This window comes from Psychromonas arctica DSM 14288 (assembly GCF_000482725.1).
GTDB classification, from domain to species: domain Bacteria; phylum Pseudomonadota; class Gammaproteobacteria; order Enterobacterales; family Psychromonadaceae; genus Psychromonas; species Psychromonas arctica.
The window spans coordinates 79,210-98,972 of sequence record NZ_AXWP01000008.1 but is presented as its reverse complement, the minus strand read 5'-3'; the positions used below and the strand labels follow the sequence as shown (position 1 = coordinate 98,972).

At 36.7% G+C, this 19,763-nt stretch carries 15 protein-coding genes and 5 tRNA genes; 11 read left to right on the top strand and 9 right to left on the bottom strand.

Annotated features, from left to right (window positions below; translation table 11 throughout):
• Positions 1-7: 7 nt before the first annotated feature.
• The 5 genes from H592_RS0102450 to prsK form a co-directional block, all read right to left on the bottom strand.
• On the bottom strand, positions 8-1,285 hold the full coding sequence (locus H592_RS0102450) for a hypothetical protein (protein WP_028867347.1): 1,278 nt from the start codon (positions 1,283-1,285) through the stop codon (positions 8-10).
• 14 nt (positions 1,286-1,299) lie between these two features.
• Positions 1,300-2,052, bottom strand: coding sequence for an AAA family ATPase (locus H592_RS0102445; protein ID WP_028867346.1), 753 nt, complete (start codon positions 2,050-2,052; stop codon positions 1,300-1,302).
• Position 2,053: 1 nt separating this feature from the next.
• On the bottom strand, positions 2,054-3,598 hold the full coding sequence (locus H592_RS0102440; RefSeq protein WP_028867345.1) for an XrtA system polysaccharide chain length determinant: 1,545 nt from the start codon (positions 3,596-3,598) through the stop codon (positions 2,054-2,056).
• Between the two features lie 2 nt (positions 3,599-3,600).
• The gene (locus H592_RS0102435; protein ID WP_028867344.1) at positions 3,601-4,209 is read right to left on the bottom strand and encodes an XrtA/PEP-CTERM system exopolysaccharide export protein; all 609 of its coding nucleotides are present in this window, start codon (positions 4,207-4,209) and stop codon (positions 3,601-3,603) included.
• Between the two features lie 118 nt (positions 4,210-4,327).
• Complete coding sequence (gene prsK, locus H592_RS0102430; RefSeq protein ID WP_028867343.1) at positions 4,328-6,367, bottom strand: XrtA/PEP-CTERM system histidine kinase PrsK; 2,040 nt, start codon at positions 6,365-6,367, stop codon at positions 4,328-4,330.
• Positions 6,368-6,919: 552 nt separating this feature from the next.
• Here prsK and H592_RS0102425 point away from each other — a divergent pair.
• Positions 6,920-8,218 carry a methyl-accepting chemotaxis protein gene (locus H592_RS0102425; protein WP_028867342.1) on the top strand — a complete coding sequence of 433 codons (1,299 nt, stop codon included), beginning with the start codon at positions 6,920-6,922 and terminating at the stop codon, positions 8,216-8,218.
• A 214-nt stretch (positions 8,219-8,432) separates the two neighbouring features.
• Here H592_RS0102425 and H592_RS0102420 read toward each other — a convergent pair whose 3' ends face one another.
• Both H592_RS0102420 and gloB read right to left on the bottom strand, forming a co-directional pair.
• Positions 8,433-10,037: a LysM peptidoglycan-binding domain-containing protein gene (locus tag H592_RS0102420; protein WP_028867341.1), complete on the bottom strand. Its 1,605-nt coding sequence runs from the start codon at positions 10,035-10,037 to the stop codon at positions 8,433-8,435.
• A 91-nt stretch (positions 10,038-10,128) separates the two neighbouring features.
• On the bottom strand, positions 10,129-10,896 hold the full coding sequence (gene gloB / locus H592_RS0102415) for a hydroxyacylglutathione hydrolase (RefSeq protein ID WP_028867340.1): 768 nt from the start codon (positions 10,894-10,896) through the stop codon (positions 10,129-10,131).
• A 37-nt stretch (positions 10,897-10,933) separates the two neighbouring features.
• Between gloB and H592_RS0102410 the strand changes: the two genes are divergently transcribed.
• Entirely contained in the window at positions 10,934-11,665 is a 732-nt protein-coding gene (locus H592_RS0102410; RefSeq protein WP_028867339.1) for a methyltransferase domain-containing protein, read from the top strand.
• Positions 11,666-11,707: 42 nt separating this feature from the next.
• Here the strand turns inward: H592_RS0102410 and rnhA are convergent, their stop codons facing one another.
• The gene (rnhA, locus tag H592_RS0102405; protein ID WP_028867338.1) at positions 11,708-12,169 is read right to left on the bottom strand and encodes a ribonuclease HI; all 462 of its coding nucleotides are present in this window, start codon (positions 12,167-12,169) and stop codon (positions 11,708-11,710) included.
• Positions 12,170-12,248: 79 nt separating this feature from the next.
• On the opposite strand from rnhA, the gene dnaQ reads away from it, so the two are divergent.
• The 7 genes from dnaQ to H592_RS0102370 all read left to right on the top strand — a co-directional run bounded on the left by dnaQ (position 12,249) and on the right by H592_RS0102370 (position 15,154).
• Complete coding sequence (dnaQ, locus tag H592_RS0102400) at positions 12,249-12,965, top strand: DNA polymerase III subunit epsilon (protein WP_028867337.1); 717 nt, start codon at positions 12,249-12,251, stop codon at positions 12,963-12,965.
• On the top strand, positions 12,956-14,221 hold the full coding sequence (locus tag H592_RS0102395; protein ID WP_028867336.1) for a hypothetical protein: 1,266 nt from the start codon (positions 12,956-12,958) through the stop codon (positions 14,219-14,221). The genes dnaQ and H592_RS0102395 overlap by 10 nt, the downstream gene beginning before the upstream one ends.
• A gap of 165 nt (positions 14,222-14,386) precedes the next feature.
• Positions 14,387-14,463: transfer RNA gene (locus tag H592_RS0102390), tRNA-Asp, on the top strand.
• Positions 14,464-14,550: 87 nt separating this feature from the next.
• Positions 14,551-14,627: transfer RNA gene (locus tag H592_RS0102385), tRNA-Asp, on the top strand.
• A gap of 60 nt (positions 14,628-14,687) precedes the next feature.
• A tRNA-Asp gene (locus H592_RS0102380) sits at positions 14,688-14,764 on the top strand.
• Positions 14,765-14,838: 74 nt separating this feature from the next.
• Positions 14,839-14,915, top strand: a tRNA-Asp gene (locus tag H592_RS0102375).
• A gap of 162 nt (positions 14,916-15,077) precedes the next feature.
• Positions 15,078-15,154, top strand: a tRNA-Asp gene (locus tag H592_RS0102370).
• An 813-nt stretch (positions 15,155-15,967) separates the two neighbouring features.
• Here H592_RS0102370 and H592_RS0102365 read toward each other — a convergent pair.
• Entirely contained in the window at positions 15,968-17,116 is a 1,149-nt protein-coding gene (locus tag H592_RS0102365) for a PilT/PilU family type 4a pilus ATPase (protein ID WP_028867335.1), read from the bottom strand.
• Between the two features lie 572 nt (positions 17,117-17,688).
• On the opposite strand from H592_RS0102365, the gene H592_RS0102360 reads away from it, so the two are divergent.
• Both H592_RS0102360 and H592_RS0102355 read left to right on the top strand, forming a co-directional pair.
• Complete coding sequence (locus tag H592_RS0102360) at positions 17,689-17,952, top strand: DUF4212 domain-containing protein (protein WP_028867334.1); 264 nt, start codon at positions 17,689-17,691, stop codon at positions 17,950-17,952.
• A gap of 15 nt (positions 17,953-17,967) precedes the next feature.
• Positions 17,968-19,686 carry a sodium:solute symporter family protein gene (locus tag H592_RS0102355; protein ID WP_028867333.1) on the top strand — a complete coding sequence of 573 codons (1,719 nt, stop codon included), beginning with the start codon at positions 17,968-17,970 and terminating at the stop codon, positions 19,684-19,686.
• Positions 19,687-19,763: the final 77 nt, after the last annotated feature.

Genomic DNA, 19,763 nt, shown 5'->3' with positions numbered 1-19,763 from the left:
TCTTTCCTTAATTCCTAAATTCAATTCTAGCTGTGTAACGCATTTCATCATAACTTGAGATACTAGCTGTAGACTGTTTTTCATACTCAGCTTGCAATGAGAAACTTAACCTTGGACGGAATAAGTATTTTGCACCTATGATGGCATTAGTGATTTGTTTATCGAAATCTGAAACCAATGTTGACTCACTATATTGTAACGACACAAAAGAATTTAATTTTTCAGTGTTTTTGAAGTCGAAGCCTGTACTTAAACCCCAGCGAGGATCTTTTTCATCGGTATTTATATCTTTTTCTTGTTGATAAAAAATATTGTTATTGTTGTTTAAGCGGCTTGTAATAATAAATTTATGATCTAATTGGATCCGGTCTATCCATAATAATTGGCTATCGGAAAAGTCTTCGCTTTCATTATCTGCCACATCAAGACCTAACCCTAAAGATGAGTCGCTTAGCTCTCTTTCTGCGCTCAATGAAAGGTTATGTTTGGCGAATTGATATTGGTAAGCTAATTTGAAAATAGCACCAGTTTCATCACTGTTATCATCGCTTAATTTGCTATAACCCAATTGTACTAAATAAGTACCAGCAACCAATTGCCCTTCGATAGAGGCATTAACACTAATTTCTTGATAGTCGGCCCCTGTATTGCGATATTCAACATCACTCATATCACTAGAAAGTTCGAAGCGAGTTTTAGTATTTAATTTATGGTACCAAGCCAATCCAAAAATATTACGATCTGTATCATCGTCATCATTATCGCTAAGACGCGTTGCTATATAATTATAACTAAGTTGAAATCCGGCGCGTTTTGAATAAGGAATAATCCAGACAGGATTGACAGTGAATACATCCCTGTCCCCACTATTTTCAGGTACATCACTGCTTGATTGGTCGAGTAAATATGAACGCCTAAAATGGCTTAAATTAAGCATCAGATTCTTACTAAAAATCTCCTGCGATAAATTTAAGCTACCCGAGATATCGCTTTCATCATCAGTTTCATCATCGCTATAAGTTGAATAAGAAATGGTGTAATCGAGTGCGGTCAAATTGGTCGCGGTTTGATTGAAATAACCCAAACCAAGGTCGATACTCTGCTCGTAGCCTGACTCTTTATTAACACTCGATTTATTAATGTTATCACTCTGTGCATGCTCAATACCCAATGAGATATAACGATCACTCACAGAGGCAGGCAAATCACTTGCAATAGCGGTGCTTGACAATAATGCCATTAAGCTCGTTTCTATAAATTTAAAACTACATTTTTTTAATTTCATATTCACACTATCGACTATTGATTATTAAGAACCAATCCAGCTAGCTTATCTTTACCGATTGCATCGACGCCAGCTTCCACTTGAGAAGAGTTCGATTGACCATACCCAACAACTAAAATGGCGGTATCACAAATTGAAGCTAATATCTGAGTTTCCGCGTATAAGCCAATGGGGGGTGTATCAATAATGATAAAACGATCTGGATAGCGGTTTTTAACTGAGTTAATAAAATTTTGCATATTAAGTGAAGAAAAGAGCTCTGCAGCATGAATAATATTCGTACCAACAGGTATCACCCTAACTCTAGGAATACCAGATGGATAAATAATATCTGTAATAGCATCAGTGTCTCTTGCTAACAAATTAGTTAACCCGAGCGTTGGCTCGTTTTTCAAATAGGAAGCAATTCGAGGTTTATAAATATTACAATCAATCACTAAGGCAGTTTTACCTTGATCCAATGCAATACTCGTCGCTAAATTCATGCTTACATGACTAGTACCTGATTCTTGAGAGATCCCGGTTACCATGCACACAAAGTTATTGTTGTCCATTTTATTTAATAGATTAGTACGCAATTCGCGGTAAGCATTTAGCGTTTTATAATCATCAAGACCAGGATAAATAATTTTACGTTCATCCAATTCCTTTGACGAAAGCAAGGCTGTTTCAGCCATCTCCGTTATCTTACTCAGTTGCAGCGACTCAGGCGTGAAGGTATCACGGCTTTGCAGAGCTGAAGAATTATTTGAAGAAGAATCAGACATATTAAAATGCTCCAAAATCAATGATATTTGTTAATGATGCACCGTACTTGTAGGCAACAGCTATAGCGACATAACAAGATAAACAAGCAATATAATAAAGTAAGAGAAAAGTATTATGGACTCGATTACGTCTTTTCTCAGTATTACAAAGGGCGTGTGGAATACCTGCTAATAAACTAACACCTTCAAAATCTTTTATTTCAGAGGTAAATCGAATTTTTGAATCAAGCATGATTTTAATAACAAAAATAGCAATCATAATAAGTAAAGCAACAATAGGCCCCGCAGCAAAAAAGTGTATAAAGCGAGCGCCAATAGGCGTATTTGGGTAAGTCGCCGCTTCTTGTAGTTTATAGTTCACCCCTTGACCTTGAATATCTAACACCATGGAAATACGTGCTTTTTCTTTTTTAGTCAGCATTTCTTCATACTGCTGTTGAAATACACTGTAATCACGCGTTAATTCAGACAATTCAGCTTTGTTATTTGCAATGCGCTTACGTCGCTCATAGGATTCATCTAATAATTCATTAAATGCCTTAAGTCGATTTAACAGGGTTTGATGCTCAATTCTTGCAGCAGATAATAAACTCCGTAACTCGCCATATAATGGGTTAAGATCAGAATTAATAGGCTTGTTAGCTTGACCGCCATTCGCCAAGTCAGCGAGAGTATTCTCTAAATCATTGATTTTATAATTAATATCAACAATTGCAGGATAACTATCTTCATAATTGATCAGCAAAGCTGCTTTTTCTTTTTTCAGTTCTCTTAATTGAGATTGATAGACTGACGATTCATAATTATTACCAACTAACTTATTCTCTCTAGAAAGTTGTTTTTGCAAGTTCCAGACTCGTGTGTTGCTCTCTTGAACTTGTATGTTCATCTCTTCAATTGAAGCGCGCAATGAAGCAATACGAGAATTGACTTCTTCCTCTGTGCCATCAAAGTTAGATGATTGGAAACTTTTGAGCTTTTCCTCTGCTTTTAACAGTAAAGCCTTATAAGACGCGGTTTGTTGGTCAATAAAGTTATAAGCGCTTCGACTTTCTTGACGCTTTGTATCTGCACTATCTTCAATAAAAACGGATACCACTTTATTCAGCACTTCAAAAGTTCTACTTGCTGTATCGTCTTTATAGGAAACTTGAATGTAGTTACCTGACTTACCTGCTACAGTCAAATTACCTCTAATTTGACTTATTTTAATATCTTTTGCTAAGCCAGCTGGGAACGCATCTTCACCATAAACGCTATCGATCACTTCCGATAAAATACGCGGTGAATAAATAGTATCTCGTACCTGGTTACTTCTGTTTTGTTTTAACTCTGTGACAGAGGCTTTCGAGCCTAATAAAGGTTTGATAATATTTTGGCTATCAGCATAGATAGTAATCGAACTAGAATAACTCGGCGGTCGTAACATGCCTACAAACATGATAGCAAAGCTAATAATGGTCATTAAAAATGCCACTTTAAACTTACGCTGACATATCTCTCGCCATGTTACGGCGACATATTTAAAAATTTCCGTAATATCCATCTTTAAAATACACTCTCAGGAATTATTAAAATGTCAGATGGACGAAGCAGATAATTAGTATCTAAAATGCCTCTGTTTAAAATATCATCAACATTAACATGGTAAGGTTTGATGCCATCAGGTGTGTTTCTGTACAAAATTGCTTCATCTGCATTTGCAAACTCTGTTAAACCACCAGCTTCCAGCACTAAATCTAAAACATTTAAATCCGTGTAATAAGGAATCGATAATGGGCCGTTAACTGCACCTGTAATACGTACACGACTTGAATAAGAAGCACTATTAGCACCGAGTACAATAACAGTTACGTTAGGGGCACGGATAAATTTACTTAATTTATCAGCAAGCTCTGACGCTAACACTTCAGGTGTTAACCCTTGTGCTTGAGCATCACCCACTAAAGGCATTGAAATTTTGCCATCAGGGCGAACAGGAACAGTGACAGAAAGATCTTGGTTTTTCCAAACACTGATTAATAACTGATCATTATTACCTATTTTATATTCTGAAAATTTAACTTTATCCGAATAAGGTTCTTCATGTAAAACAACTGTTTTTGCACATCCGCTTATCATCACAGTACAGAGAAGCGCTAGTAGATATTTATTCATATTTTTCTCTCTTTTTTAATTTAAGTGTAAATGCTAGTTTAAACCCAATTACGTTATTAGGAGATTACCCTAATTACTTAAAACAAATCATATTTATCTTATAAAAATGTTAATGCCGTTAACTTGCCATAGGCAAATAGATAGAAAACTTGCTACCGACCTGTGGTGTACTTTCGACAATTAACTCTCCTTTTAATGAATGTATGATTTCACGTATTTGATAAGCGCCTATGCCCATCCCTTGATCCTGCTTGGTACTATTAAAAGGTTGAAATAAATCATTCTTAATAAAATTTTGGTCCATACCTGTACCAGTATCTATAATATCTAACCAGATTTGATCATCTTTACAGTTTAATAATAATTCTACACTCCCCTCATTTTCAGTTGCGTCCTGAGCGTTTTTGATAAGGTGGTTAATAGCCATCAATAACTTGTCTCTATCCCCTTTAACCTCTGCATCTAAGCAAGTTTTGGTTAGTTTAGGTTGTGGGAAGTCATTCATATTCATTGCTACAGCTTGAGCTAATAACTCATGTAAATTAATCGTTTTTAACTCGTCACTGCCTTTTAATTTCTTTAATAACTGATCCATTTTTTTCACAGAATTAGCAATTGTAGCAATAACATCATCCACAAATTCAGGGTGATGTTTATATTTTTCTGCATTTTTAACCACCAGACCTTGCTGCGCGATTAAGTTTTTAATGTCATGAATGGCAAAGGCCGAGACTTTATTAAACATGTCAAATTGTTGGTTTTGAACTAACTTTTCTGCCGCTTGCTCTTGATTAATATAGGTGGCAACTTGTCGCCCCGTTAGCTTTAATAAATCTAGATCTTCCCAGGTTAGTTTCTCATTTTCATTTAATTTTGTTTTGCAAAGCACCGCAAAACCAACTAAACCCGATGCTGCATTGAGTGGTAGCACTATCCAAGTATTTTGTACCGTTGCTATCCAGTCAGGTAAATCATTGTTGTATTGTGCATCGTACTTATTAGCAAATTTGTTAGCCTGGTAAACCCATTCTTCTTGCTCTAATTTTTGAATAAAATTGCTATGTATAGACTCTATCGGCAAACGTCCACTAAATTGTAATTTAGCAGTAGCAACACAAGTATAAAATTGTTGCCCTTTAACCCAAATTCCACCTGCATCACAATTAAATAACTGATTTAATGCATGTAATGACACATCGTAACAATTCTGACTTTTATGTTGCTGAGAAAGCAGAAGGTCTAGTTTTATCCATTGTTTTTTATAATCATATTTATGGGCAAAGAAATGTTTACTTGTCCAAACAACAAATCCCTCACGTATTTTCTCTGAAAGTGAAAGCGCAGCAATAGAAAAGACAGATAAAACGTATAACATGACTTTAGAGGCGCTTAACCAACTAATATTAAAGTAGTCTAGTGCCGAAGAAAATAAAGCAATCGAGATTAAAAATACACCTACCAAGGTCAAACTCGTATTAAAAAGAATGACACTATTTGACAACTGGAAACGACTACTTTCCTTTAATTGATCCGCATAAAATATAATACTGAGGGCTAATAATAAAGAAGTGACAGAGCTAATCACAGCCCTTGCTTGCCATAAAGACTGATCAAGGTCGCTATCGAGTAACAGCAGTGAAAACACTACTATATCGTAGGAAAAAATAATAAATGCAACTAACGCAACTAATTTTGTCATTCGACTAGAATGATCGCTTCTAATCAATTGCTCACAAACCACAAAGCCGAATAAACTCAGCATTATTTTAAAGTAAAGCGCTAAAATAGGTGAAGGAAAGAGCGCAGTATTATTAATGTTATAAATGAACAGCGTTAAGGTGATTAACAATGTGCCATACAAGCCATATGCCCATATATTAGGGAGTTTTGTTCCCCTCGCTAACATCAATAAATAAAGTAATACAATCACCCAAGCAAGGTATCGTAAAGACTCAATTAAGAAAAACCCCCAAGATAGGGAACCTGCAGAAATAGTATCAGGAACTGCGCCATGCCAAATCACAGAAACAACAGCGCAAGCGAAGAGACTGAGTTTCACTCTTAACAATTTGACTTTAAATAAAATAATGACTGCCAGCGCAATTTCAACGCTACTATTCAACCAATGTATATCGCTTACAACAAGATTTAGTTCCATCTATATCTTCTCTGGCCCTGATAAATATGCGTAAAATAAAATCTATTAAATCAAAAATAGGTCTTAAATTGTTGAAATAAATCAATTATAGCTTTTATGGTAAATGGAAAGCAAACCTTGCTTATACGTATATCAAAGACATCCATAATCTACTGTCTAAAGATATAATATCCTAACGAGCATTTCAGGCGATTAAGATCCTATTACAACCTGAAGTAACCCTAATTATCAATCACCTAATTATTTTTTAAATATACTCAAGCTAGTTTTAAAATAAATGGAACATAGCAGACTTTTGCTTACTTCTTCGTTAAGAGTGCTAGCTATTTACTAATACAAAGTTTCTTATGCTATTGAAATACAGATATAATTTTTTAAAATATCAAACATATCTAATACTAAACATAACATCTTGTTTAATTCATTTTTTAGACTACTTTTACAGTTCTTCAGATAACACTTAATAATCAATAATGTCTCTAATATCAATAGTGCATCAATAGTGCATCAATAGTTTAATCATACTCAGATAAAGCCATAGGATGGAAATAAATGTTTAATAAGCATATAAAAAATGAGTTAAGCGATCATAAATTGATGCTTAAAACAGCTAACTCTATTGTAGATTCAATAAAGCACAGCGTAGCAACCATCGAATTCACTCCTGATGGCCAAATTATTGATGCTAACCCTTTATTTTTAAATGTAACTGGATACCAAAAAGAAGAAATTGTTGGCGAGCATCACTCTGTTATGTGCCTTCCTGAATATATCAAATCTGAACAATATGCCTCATTTTGGCAGTCACTTCGACAAGGTCACTCTAATAAAGGCACTTTCATGCGTAAGCATAAAAGTGGCAATATAATCTGGTTAGAAGCGACTTACTTTCCTATTACAGAAGATGGAAAAGTCACTAAAGTCATGAAAATTGCAGCAGATGTTACTGAAAAGAAAATAGCTTCATTAGCTAAAGAAGCGGTATTTAATGCACTTGATAAATCACAAGCGATTATAGAATTTACACTTGAAGGGCATATTATTACTGCTAATAACAATTTTTTATCTGCAGTTCGTTATGACCTAAAAAGTATTCAAGGCAAACATCACCGCCTATTTTGTGAAGACTCATTTTACAAAGAAAACCCTACTTTTTGGGAAGATTTACAACAAAATAACTTTAAAAGTGGGCAGTTTTTAAGAAAAGATGCGTACGGTAATGACCTATGGTTAGAAGCAACTTACAATCCTATTCTCGATGATAATAATCACGTAATTAAGGTCATCAAATTTGCGAGTGATATAACACATAACATTGAGCGTGAAGCATCGGTAAGAGAAGCGTCAACCATCGCCCATGATACCTCTTTAGCGACAATGGAAATGATTGAGAAAGCATCAACGATGTTAATATCATCAGTCAAAACCTCAGCAGATATTTCCGAACTCACCGATAAAGCCACTCAGCAGATTAACCTACTCAGTGAGCAATCGGATAACATTCAAGCAATTGTATCAACAATCAAAAGTATTGCAGATCAAACTAATTTATTAGCATTAAATGCGGCTATTGAAGCAGCACGAGCAGGAGAACAAGGCCGTGGTTTTGCAGTGGTTGCCGATGAGGTCAGGCAGCTTGCGTCTAGAACAACAGAGTCAACGAAAGAAATATCAGATGTTGTGGCGAATAATCAAGACGTCACTAAAAATGTCCAAGATGGTATTCATTCGGTTTCAGAGTTTGTTGAAAAAAATCGAGCTCAAATAAGTGCAATGGAAGCAATAATGCATGATGTTCAATCCGGAGCGCAAAAGGTATCTAAAGCGGTTGACGGGTTGAGCAAAGTTTAATTGTTTGTTTTACAACCTCCCCTTTTAATCTTCTACTCATACCTAAAACCTGCTCGTCTTATGGCTTGCAGGTTCTTATTTGTTAAATGTTAGGTACTAATTACTTAAGTAGCTATGTAGTTACCCATAAGATATCAAACAGCAACGATTAAAATGTAATACGGGCACTGGAGATGACAAGCGATTGTAGGCTTGATAATTACCCTGTAAATAATTAGGTATCCGACTTTTTCACATCAACATACACTTTTATTTTCTGCCCAGGCTTAATCATTCTGCTATTTTTAATATTATTCCAACGTACCAAATCAGCAGTTTTAACATTGAATTTATTAGCAATCCCGCCTAGAGAATCACCTGTTCGTACATGATAGGTAACATGGCGCGTAATTTTTTTAGTATTAGCAAAAGTATTAACAGAAGATGCTTTCCAAATCTTTAACGTTTGCCCCAAACGGAGTGTTTGTTTCACTTTTAAACCATTCCACTTAGCTATTTGCTGAGAGGTTACTTTATATCGACGGCTGATATCCCAAAGCGTATCTCCTTCAATGACTTTATGAGTCACTTTTTTCTTAGTGAGCTGTTGACTCGATTCTTGATCTTGTAAACGTTTAGCCTGTAAAGATAAATATTGTTGTTGCGAAGCACTAGCGATAGGGATTAAAAGAGGTTGCCCAATTTTGATAAAAGAGCTGTTTAAATCATTGATTTGTTTTAATACACTCGTTGTTGTTTGATTCCTTTGCGCAATCATACTCAGGCTATCACCGGATTTAACGCGGTAACGATCCCACCGAATACGCTTATTTTTATCAACTTTGGCCAGTTTATTAGAAAACTCTTTTGCCACAACACTTGGCAATAGTAATTTATGAGGCCCATCAGGTGAGGTCGCCCAGTGATTGAATGCAGGATTTAACAGTTGAACCTCTGCAAGACTTAATTCGGCTAATTCAGCAGCATAGGAAAGGTCGATTTGTGATCCAATATCAACATAAGTTAATGCCTGTTTATTAGGAATAAAAGGTAGATCGATATCGTATTTTTCATGGTTTCTGAGAATATCTACTAAGGCCAAAAATTTAGGCACATATTTTTCTGTTTCCTTAGGTAAATCTAAATTCCAATAATCAACCGGCATGCCTGCTTTTCTGTTTTTGGCAATAGCACGCTCCACTCTGCCTTCACCAGAATTATAAGCCGCAAAAGCATACAACCAATCATTACCTAAATAACGATGTAAAATTTGCATATATCGCAAAGCACCACGCGTCGAAGCATATACATCACGGCGTCCGTCATACCACCAATCCTGACGTAAACCAAAACGCGCCCCGGAAATTGGCATAAATTGCCACAAACCAGAAGCGCCAGCATAGGAGTATGCATAGGGGTCAAAAGTACTTTCAACAACCGGCAACAAAGCCAATTCGAATGGTAAATTATTGGCTTCAATTTGTTCGACGATCAACCATAAAAATGGCTCAGCACGCTTTGAAACTTGTTGTAAATATTTAGGGTGGCGAAGATAATAATCACGCTGTATTGCTATTCGAGAGTTATCAGGCACTTCAAAATCAAAACCTTCCGCTAATTTAAGCCACAAATTATCATAATGCTTTTTTGATAGCCCCTCTATTGCTTGGCTGCTTTCAATTTCAACAAGATTAGTTAATCCTTCTTCATCATCTTGCTCTTCCAATTCATTTCGTTCTTGATTGAAGATGGTTTCTTCTGGGAAATTGGCGGTTTGAAAGGAAGTACTTTGACAAGCGCTCAATAATAAAATAAAAAATAAAGGAAAAAATAGTTTCATAGTCGAGCCATTGATAAAAAGTAAACCAGATAGGTACAAATGCAGGCGTACCTACTTTTAAATTGAGCCAATATTAGAATCTAATAAACGATCAAAAGTTATCTTTGTAAATACGTAATGCTGCAAAGCATGGCAATCCAGCCTCAATAGGTTTTGCAAGTAAGTTTTGTAGATTATTAACTAATGCAGTATCGGAAGTACGTAAAAAAGGATTAATCGCTTTCTCACACTTGATCGTAGTTGGAATAGAAGGCAGTCCCTGCTGACGTAATTTACTTACTTGTTTAATATAAGCGAGCAAATCATTGTTGGTTGGGTCAACCTGCAGAGCAAAAATAAGATTATTCTGCGTATATTCATGAGCACAATATACTTTAGTCTCATCATTCAACGTGCTTAAACGCGATAATGCGCTGTACATTTGTTGATGTGAGCCTTCAAATACTCGGCCACAGCCAGCTGAAAATAAAGTATCACCACAAAACAGCATTTGATCATTAAAATAAACGATATGATCCAAGGTGTGTCCAGCCACTTGCCATACTTTAAAGGTTAACCTGTCATCAAAAAAACTCACCTCAGCATCTTCATCTACTAAATTAACTTGATCAAACAGAGGTTGCTTAGCAAACACTTTAATATTAGGGTTGTCTGATAATAAATCTTTCACACCGCCAATATGGTCATGGTGATGATGAGTAATAATAATTGCTTCAATGACTAACTCTTGTGCCGCTAAAATTTCAAGAACAGGCGCTGCGTCTCCGGGATCGACCACAACACAGCGCTGGCTTTGACTATCTTTAATAAGCCAAATATAGTTATCATTAAATGCAGCAATAGTTAAAACACTAAACATAATTTTTCTCAACTTTAAAGTTTAGGAGTGGAGGCACATGAAAACAGCAAAAACATCACGTATCTTAACTCCAATTACGGACTGGTTACAGTTAAGTAACGGGCAACGTCTTCAGGCACAAACTCAAGACCTTGTTAAGGATGCCATCTCACATTGCTTTGGTTATCACTTATTAAAACTAGGGCATCTAAGTACGCAATTAAAAACCGATAATTGCCCTATTCGCCATCAAATAAATTGCGCAGAGGATGGAGAAGATATTGGTTTACAAAGCGATTTACAACATTTACCTTTTCAAAACGCCACCATCGACCTGTGCATTTTAGTGCACGAATTAGATTTTTCGAGCGATCCTCATCAATTATTAAGAGAAATCGATCGTATCTTAACACTTGATGGTACCTTGATAATCAGTGGTTATAACCCCTACAGCTTTTTTGGGTGTCGAACATTATTAACTCCTAATGATCAACATACCGCGCGCCTCTTTTCACCTAATCGAGTTATCGATTGGTTACATGTTTTAGGGTTTGAAATAAAAGAAAAACAGTACTTTGATTGTTTATTAGCACAGCCCAAAGGTCCTATCATGAGTCATTTAGGAAACTTTGGACGTCGTTATTTACCTTTTTTCTATAGCGTTTATTTCATGGTTGCGAAAAAACAAACCACACCAATGACGCCGATCAAATTAGGGTTTGAATTTAAACGACGAATTATTAATAATCAACCCGTTACTACTAAACAATCTCACTCAAAAAACACCTAAACAGTTCTTTTGCGCGATTAACAATATTATTTGCAGTGAATACTATTCTACATAACCTTCATCTTTTTGAGTTGGTTTAGCCTCTGCGGCTTCTCGCGCTAAATCGTCACAGCGTTCATTTTCAGGATGTCCTGAATGCCCTTTTACCCAATGCCACCTTACCGTATGTTTTTCTTGAGCAGCATCTAACGCTTTCCATAAATCAACATTTTTCACTGGCGCTTTAGCTGCTGTTTTCCAGCCACGTTTTTTCCAATTATGTATCCATTGTGTAATGCCTTGACGAACATATTGGCTATCTGTTGTTACATCCACCTCACAAACTTCAGTCAAACTCTCTAACCCTTTCACACAGGCTAGCATCTCCATTCGATTATTAGTGGTTCTCGCATAACCTTCAGAGAGTTCGCGGCGGTGCTCATTAAAGACTAAAATAGCACCATAACCACCCGGACCAGGGTTACCAAGACATGAGCCATCTGTATAAAGTTGGATTTTTTTCATTATTACCATCACATAAATTTGTTAGACTAGTAAGCTAACATTCAGCTTAAACACGCAGCAACTATAAATAGAGATGTCTATGAACACAAGTAAACTCACCCGCCAAGTTGTACTAGATACAGAAACCACAGGTATGAACAAAGATGGTCTCATTTATGTAGGGCATCGTATTATTGAAATTGGTTGTGTTGAGGTTATTAATCGTCGCTTAACCGGTCGCCACTACCACGTTTATATACAACCGGATATGTTAATTGATCCTGAAGCGATGGCCGTCCATGGAATTACCGATGAGTTTTTATATGATAAACCTCGCTTTGCGGAAATCGCAGATGGGTTCATTGATTTTATTAAAGGTGCAGACTTAGTTATCCATAATGCGCCCTTTGATGTTGGCTTTATGGATCAAGAATTCCGTTTTTTAAATAAAAAGACACAACCTACTGAAGAAATAGCCACAGTTACCGATACATTAGAGATGGCTAAAAAGATGTTTCCCGGTAAACGGAATAATCTTGATATTTTATGTGACCGTTATGGTATTGATAATAAGCACCGAGTATTACATGGCGCTTTATTAGATGCGGAAATATTAGCAGATGTTTATCTACTAATGTCAGGTGGCCAAAAAGACTTAAATTTAGCCAATAATGAGTCAGGTAAAAATGATACTGGTCGACGTTTACGTCAAAATTTATCACCTTTATCTATTATTCATGCGAACCAAGAAGAGTTAAAAGCGCATGAATCACGTTTGGATTTAGTAGAAAAATCAGGGAGCTGCTTGTGGCGGTAATCAATAAAAGTTGGATTGTATTTACATTATTAATGCTGGCAGTTGTCAGCTCTTTTGCACATACGATCTATGCGCCCAATGACATTCCACTACTTGATAACCGCTTTAGAATTGACCCTAATACTGAACAAGTAACAATTATCTTAAATCACCCTAAACGCCCGCAAAAGACAGTGTTAGTACAACCCGATGGCAGTAAATTATTTGCTCGCCGCCACCCTGAAGAAAGTGTTGCCTGGTTCCATAATAACAGCCAAGATATTATAACCATTCAAAATCCGATGCCCGGTCCATGGCAAGCTATTGCAATGCTAAATGGGAATAATAGAATTCAGCTATTAAACCCTATCTCATTAAAAATCAATAAATTGCCGCTTAAAGTTTACAATAGTGAATATCTGACATCCCATGTATCTTTGATTAAAGATGGGCAGATAATGACTAACAAAGATTATTTGAAATATGCAAAGTTAACAGTTTCTATTGTTAGCGATCTGAAAAAAGTAGTCTCATTATATAGAGACGATGGCCAATATTATGATTCATTCCCTTTTGACGGAGAGCTAACGACTGATTTTTTCATGGACTTAGATCCTGGTCGGTATTTGCTGAATATTAAGACTAAAAATAATATTTTTATTCGTAACGTGAACAAAGACATTGTTGTCTTTCCGCAACCATTAACCTACACAATACAACCAGCCGCAGAGAATGCGAGTAGCGCACAATTAACGTTAATTGCAGATGAATCTGAAATAGTCCCTAGCTCAATTATCATCGATGCCATGATCAGTAGTGTTGATAATCCACAAACACAACAATCTATCGTAAACTTCTCAGACCAAAAAGAAGCAAGTAATACACTTGTCGTTGATTTGCCACTCGCTTACGGTAATTACACTTACGCTGGAAAAGTATTTGCAACCACGGTAGATGGTCGTGAAATTAACTTTAAACTGCCTGATCAAAGCTTTGAATTAATAGCGCCAGCACCTGAAATCCCAGAGGTAAGTTCACTATTACCCATCACTTCAGAGGCCACTGCAACTATTTCAGGAGCAGAAGCGACGGGCGAAGCAACAGAGCAACCATTCCAATACCTATGGATATTAATAGCCTCATTTGCGTTGTTAATTGTAATAGCAGTGCTCGCAGTGATGTTTTTTCTCAAAAGAAAACAAAAAAAGCTAGCTGCAGATAATGGATTATCATTAGATGAATTGATCATTGATGAACCTAAACCGACTAAAAAATAAAATAAATAAGCTAAAAAACAAACGCTATGAACATAAAATAAGCACTTAGACCAATTACCTTGTAAATATTATGTTTTTTTTGTTTTTCGTTATTGACTCAGTACCTGCAACTCCGTATTATCTGCGCCTCAACGGAGTTGCATATTATGTAACGTTGATTTTGCTGGAGTGGTAGTTCAGTTGGTTAGAATACCGGCCTGTCACGCCGGGGGTCGCGGGTTCGAGTCCCGTCCACTCCGCCAACATTTTTTTTATAAATTCAGTTTTATAAATTTAGGGTTGGCAATACTATCTAGCAAAATCTAAAGTTGAACTGATGATTATCACGTGGAGTGGTAGTTCAGTTGGTTAGAATACCGGCCTGTCACGCCGGGGGTCGCGGGTTCGAGTCCCGTCCACTCCGCCAACTCATTTGCTTGCAAATGTAATAGATAATTATCAAAAGCTTGAACTGTAATACTCCAGTGGAGTGGTAGTTCAGTTGGTTAGAATACCGGCCTGTCACGCCGGGGGTCGCGGGTTCGAGTCCCGTCCACTCCGCCAACAGTATTATATGAAAGCTAAATGGTTTATTTCACCAGTATTAATTTATAAAGAAATAACTGTAACACACTCGTGGAGTGGTAGTTCAGTTGGTTAGAATACCGGCCTGTCACGCCGGGGGTCGCGGGTTCGAGTCCCGTCCACTCCGCCAACAGTGTGTTTAATCGAGATCACAACGATTTAAAATAAAGTGGTAAAACTGTTATACACTCGGAAGAGTGGTAGTTCAGTTGGTTAGACTCTTGTCTAATATAAGCGGCCTGTCACGCCGGCGGTTAACACCGTAAAGAGACAAAACTGTTATACACTCGGAGGAGTGGTAGTTCAGTTGGTTAGAATACCGGCCTGTCACGCCGGGGGTCGCGGGTTCGAGTCCCGTCCACTCCGCCAACAGTGTATAAAAGTTACTTCCTAAAAAATCTATCAAATTTCACTAAAAACATTCATATACTCTCATCTGTAGTAGTTCAGTTGGTTGACTCTTTATTAGAGCACGCGGCCTATCTCGTCAGGGTTCACGTATTCAAATCTCATCAACTCCGCCAACAGTGTATAAAAGTTACTTCTTAAAAAATCTATCTAATTTCACTAAAAATATTCTTATACTCTCATCTGCAGTAGTTCAGTTGGTTGACTCTTTATTAGAGCACACGGTCTATCTCGTCAGGGTTCACGTATTCAAATCTCATCAACTCCGCCAACAGTGTATAAAAGTTACTTCTTAAAAAATCTATCTAATTTCACTAAAAATATTCTTATACTCTCATCTGCAGTAGTTCAGTTGGTTGACTCTTTATTAGAGCATGCGGTCTGTCTCGTCAGGTTTCACGTATTCAATTCCTGTTTACTCCGCCAACAGTGTATAAACGTTTACTTCCAGATAAATTCCAATTATTAATTCTTGTGAAAAAATCCTATAAAAAATTAAACTATTATTACTCTAATGAGTAATAGCTCAGTTGGTTGACTCTTTACTAGGCTCCTCATTTATAAGAATGCGGGGTATCCCTCGCCAGGGCTCACGTATTCAAACTCCACTCTTTTCGCCAACAATTTATAAGAGATACTTTCGATGGTTTTAAAGTCTTGGATTCAATAAATGAGTGAGGTTAGTGGTTAGTTAGGGAATACCCATGAAAAAAGCGCCGAAGCGCTTGATGGGAATAATTGGCAGATTAAACTCTTAAATGAATAACTTTTTATTTACGAAAAGCTGAGCTCATCATCGCTTTTTGGTTCAAGGGTCAAACCACCACTTTTTTTACTGCTATCTTCTTCTAAATCGTCAATATTGCCTTTATCGAGTTTAAATTTAAGTGCTAAGTTAGTTGGCGAGTCTGAATTTTTTATCGCTTCCTCTTCGCTAATGCGCCCTTCTTTTACTAAATCAAATAATGCACTATCAAATGTTTGCATACCAAGCGACTTCGATTTTTCCATTACTTCCTTTAATAACTCAAATTGACCACGTTTAATCATATCGCGAATGGTTAATGTGCCCATCATGACTTCTACTGCGGCACAACGCTTTCCATCTACAGTTTGAATCAGACGTTGTGAAACAAAAGCTTTCAAGTTATTACCTAAATCATTTAATAATTGAATACGTCGATCTTCAGAGAAAAAGTTAATAATACGGTCGATTGCTTGATTGGCATTATTAGCATGCAATGTTGAAATAACTAAATGTCCTGTTTCAGCAAAGGATAATGCATGCTCCATGGTTTCTTTATCACGTATTTCTCCAATTAAAATAACATCTGGCGCCTGGCGTAAGGTATTTTTTAATGCAGCATGAAAACTTCGCGTATCAACACCTACTTCCCTTTGATTAATAATACTTTTTTTATGCCGGTGCACAAATTCAACGGGATCTTCAATAGTGATAATATGGCCAGATGAGTTTTCGTTTCGATGATCGATTAACGCCGCTAAAGATGTTGATTTACCCGACCCAGTCCCACCTACAAATAAAGCTAAACCACGCTTCATCATAATCACTTCTTTAAGTACTGCAGGTAGTCGTAAATCATCGAACTTGGGGATATCTAATTTAATATTACGCGCGACGATAGAAATTTCATTGCGTTGTTTAAATATGTTAATACGAAAACGACCAACACCACTTAATGAGATAGCAAGATTCATCTCTAATGTTTGTTCAAATTCAGCTTTTTGTTCTCCATCCATTATTTGATATGCGATGTCACTCACTTCACCAGGTTTTAAAGTAGTCTCTATCAGAGGTATTAATTTTCCCTCAAATTTTCCAGAAGGTGGCGCCCCAGTAGCTAAGTAAAGGTCTGAACCATCCCTAGTTGCAAGTTCGTGTAACATTTTTTCAAATTCCATAACTTCTCTACTAACCTATTAATTTTAAATTGCATTGATTATAGTCTTGAATTACATTTTTTTATTTATTTACTAATTATTCTGCTTATTTTATTACACCAAAAATAGCATTTACGTGTGTCAACATCAGCAGTATTTATAATCCACTCAATATAAGCCTAAAAAGCGAACTTAAATGTGAATTAAATGTTAATCAAAGTGCATAAAAATTCATTTTTTAATTTTTTATCTTTTCTATAAAGCAATTCATCTTCCTAAAGTCATACTAAATACTCATCTTCACTATGTGAACTTTAATCACAAAAACAATACTATAGATTCCTTATGTGACGAACTGCTCAATTTTCATTCGATAAAATATGATCTAGCTCTTTGTCTCGGCGTACTAAAATAGTGAATTTAACATACTATTAACGCACGCTTATTTGATAAGGAAATTATTTTTTAAGTCGTTAGATAAGAGCTAGAAAGTGAATGCTTATTTTTTGTTTGATTAATGTTTAAATTAAGCACAAAAAGCCTGTTTTCGCTTTTAAATCTCTTCTTCGTTAAGACCATTAAGGAGAATGACAGTGAGTTTTGAAGACGCAGAAAAAGCAAAGGGATATTGGAATGAAAATCTAAAACTAGTGATTAAATTATTGGCTATTTGGGCTTTTGTCTCATTTGGTTGCGGCGTATTACTCGTTGATATATTAAATCAATTCAGTTTTATGGGCTTTAAATTAGGATTTTGGTTCGCTCAACAAGGTTCAATTTATGTCTTTTTAATACTGATTTTTGTATATGTAAAAAAATCAAACACACTTGACAAAAAATATGGTGTTGACGAATAACAGGGAGTAGTAAAAATGGATGTTCAAACATTAACCTATATAGTGGTTGGGGTTACATTTGCCATGTACATTGGCATTGCAATTAAAACACGAGCGGGTTCAACAAAAGAGTTCTATGTAGCAGGCGGTGGTGTACCACCTATTTTAAACGGTATGGCAACAGCAGCGGACTGGATGTCAGCCGCTTCATTTATATCACTAGCGGGTATTGTTTCTTTCGTTGGTTATGACGGTAGTGTTTACATTATGGGTTGGACAGGTGGTTATGTACTGCTTGCTCTGTTGATGGTTCCTTACCTTCGTAAATTTGGTAAATTCACCGTGCCAGACTTCATTGGTGACCGTTACTATTCACAATCTGCACGTACCGTGGCGGTTGTCTGTGCCATCTTCATCAGCTTTACTTATATTGCTGGTCAAATGCGTGGTGTAGGTGTTGTATTTTCTCGCTTCCTAGAAGTAGAAGTTGATACCGGCGTTTATATCGGTATGTGTGTAGTATTTTTCTATGCTGTTTTAGGCGGTATGAAAGGGATCACTTACACTCAAGTAGCACAATACTGTGTCATGATTTTTGCTTTCATGGTACCTGCTGTTTTCCTTTCAATCATGATGACAGGTCATATCTTCCCTCAATTAGGATTCGGTGCAGAATTATTGGATGCAACGGGTAATAGTTCAGGTGTTTATTTAATGGATAAACTGGATGGACTTTCTACAGATTTAGGGTTCTCATTATATACCCAAGGCTCTAAAGACATGATTGATGTGCTATTTATTACTGGTGCATTAATGTTTGGTACTGCGGGTTTACCACACGTAATCGTACGCTTTTTCACCGTACCAAGAGTGAAGGATGCGCGTAGCTCTGCTGGTTGGACATTATTGTTCATTGCCATTATGTACACGACTATCCCTGCACTTGCTTCATTTTCCCGAGTAAACATGATCCAGTCTATTAATGGTCCAGAAAGCCAAGGTGTACCTCATGCCGAAGCCCCTATGTGGATTGAGAACTGGGAAAAAACAGGTTTAATCAAATGGGAAGATAAGAACAATGACGGCAGAATGTTCTATTCAAATACTGAAACAAATGAAATGAATGTTGACCGTGACATCATCGTATTAGCAACACCAGAGATGGCAAATTTACCTGCATGGGTTATTGCATTGATGGCTGCAGGTGGTCTAGCTGCTGCACTATCTACATCAGCAGGTCTATTGTTAGTTATTTCAACTTCTGTTTCTCATGATTTACTGAAAAAGAACTTAATGCCCAATATCTCCGATAAAAAGGAGTTAATGTATGCGCGAATGGCATCCGGTGCCGGCATCATCATGGCAGGTTACTTTGGTATTAACCCACCAGGATTTGTAGCCGCCGTGGTCGCCATCGCCTTTGGTCTCGCCGCTTCCTCTTTATTCCCAGCGATTACGATGGGCATTTTCTCTACGAAAATGAATAAGGAAGGTGCTATCGCAGGTATGCTTGCAGGTTTATCATTTACAACGGCTTACATTGTTTATTTTAAATTTGTAAACCCAGCTGCGAATATGTCTGAAAACTGGTTGTTTGGTGTGTCTCCAGAAGGTATTGGCATGCTAGGTATGGTGATCAACTTTGCAGTTGCCATTATAGTCTGCAAAATGACTGCGCCAACACCTCAAGCAGTAGTCGATATGGTTGAATCAATTCGTTTCCCTAAAGGAGCAGGCGAAGCACACGATCATTAAAATAATCTCTAATTTAAAAGCGCTTCGGCGCTTTTTTTAGATCTTTTAACCTCAAAAATCCCCACAACTTATAGCTA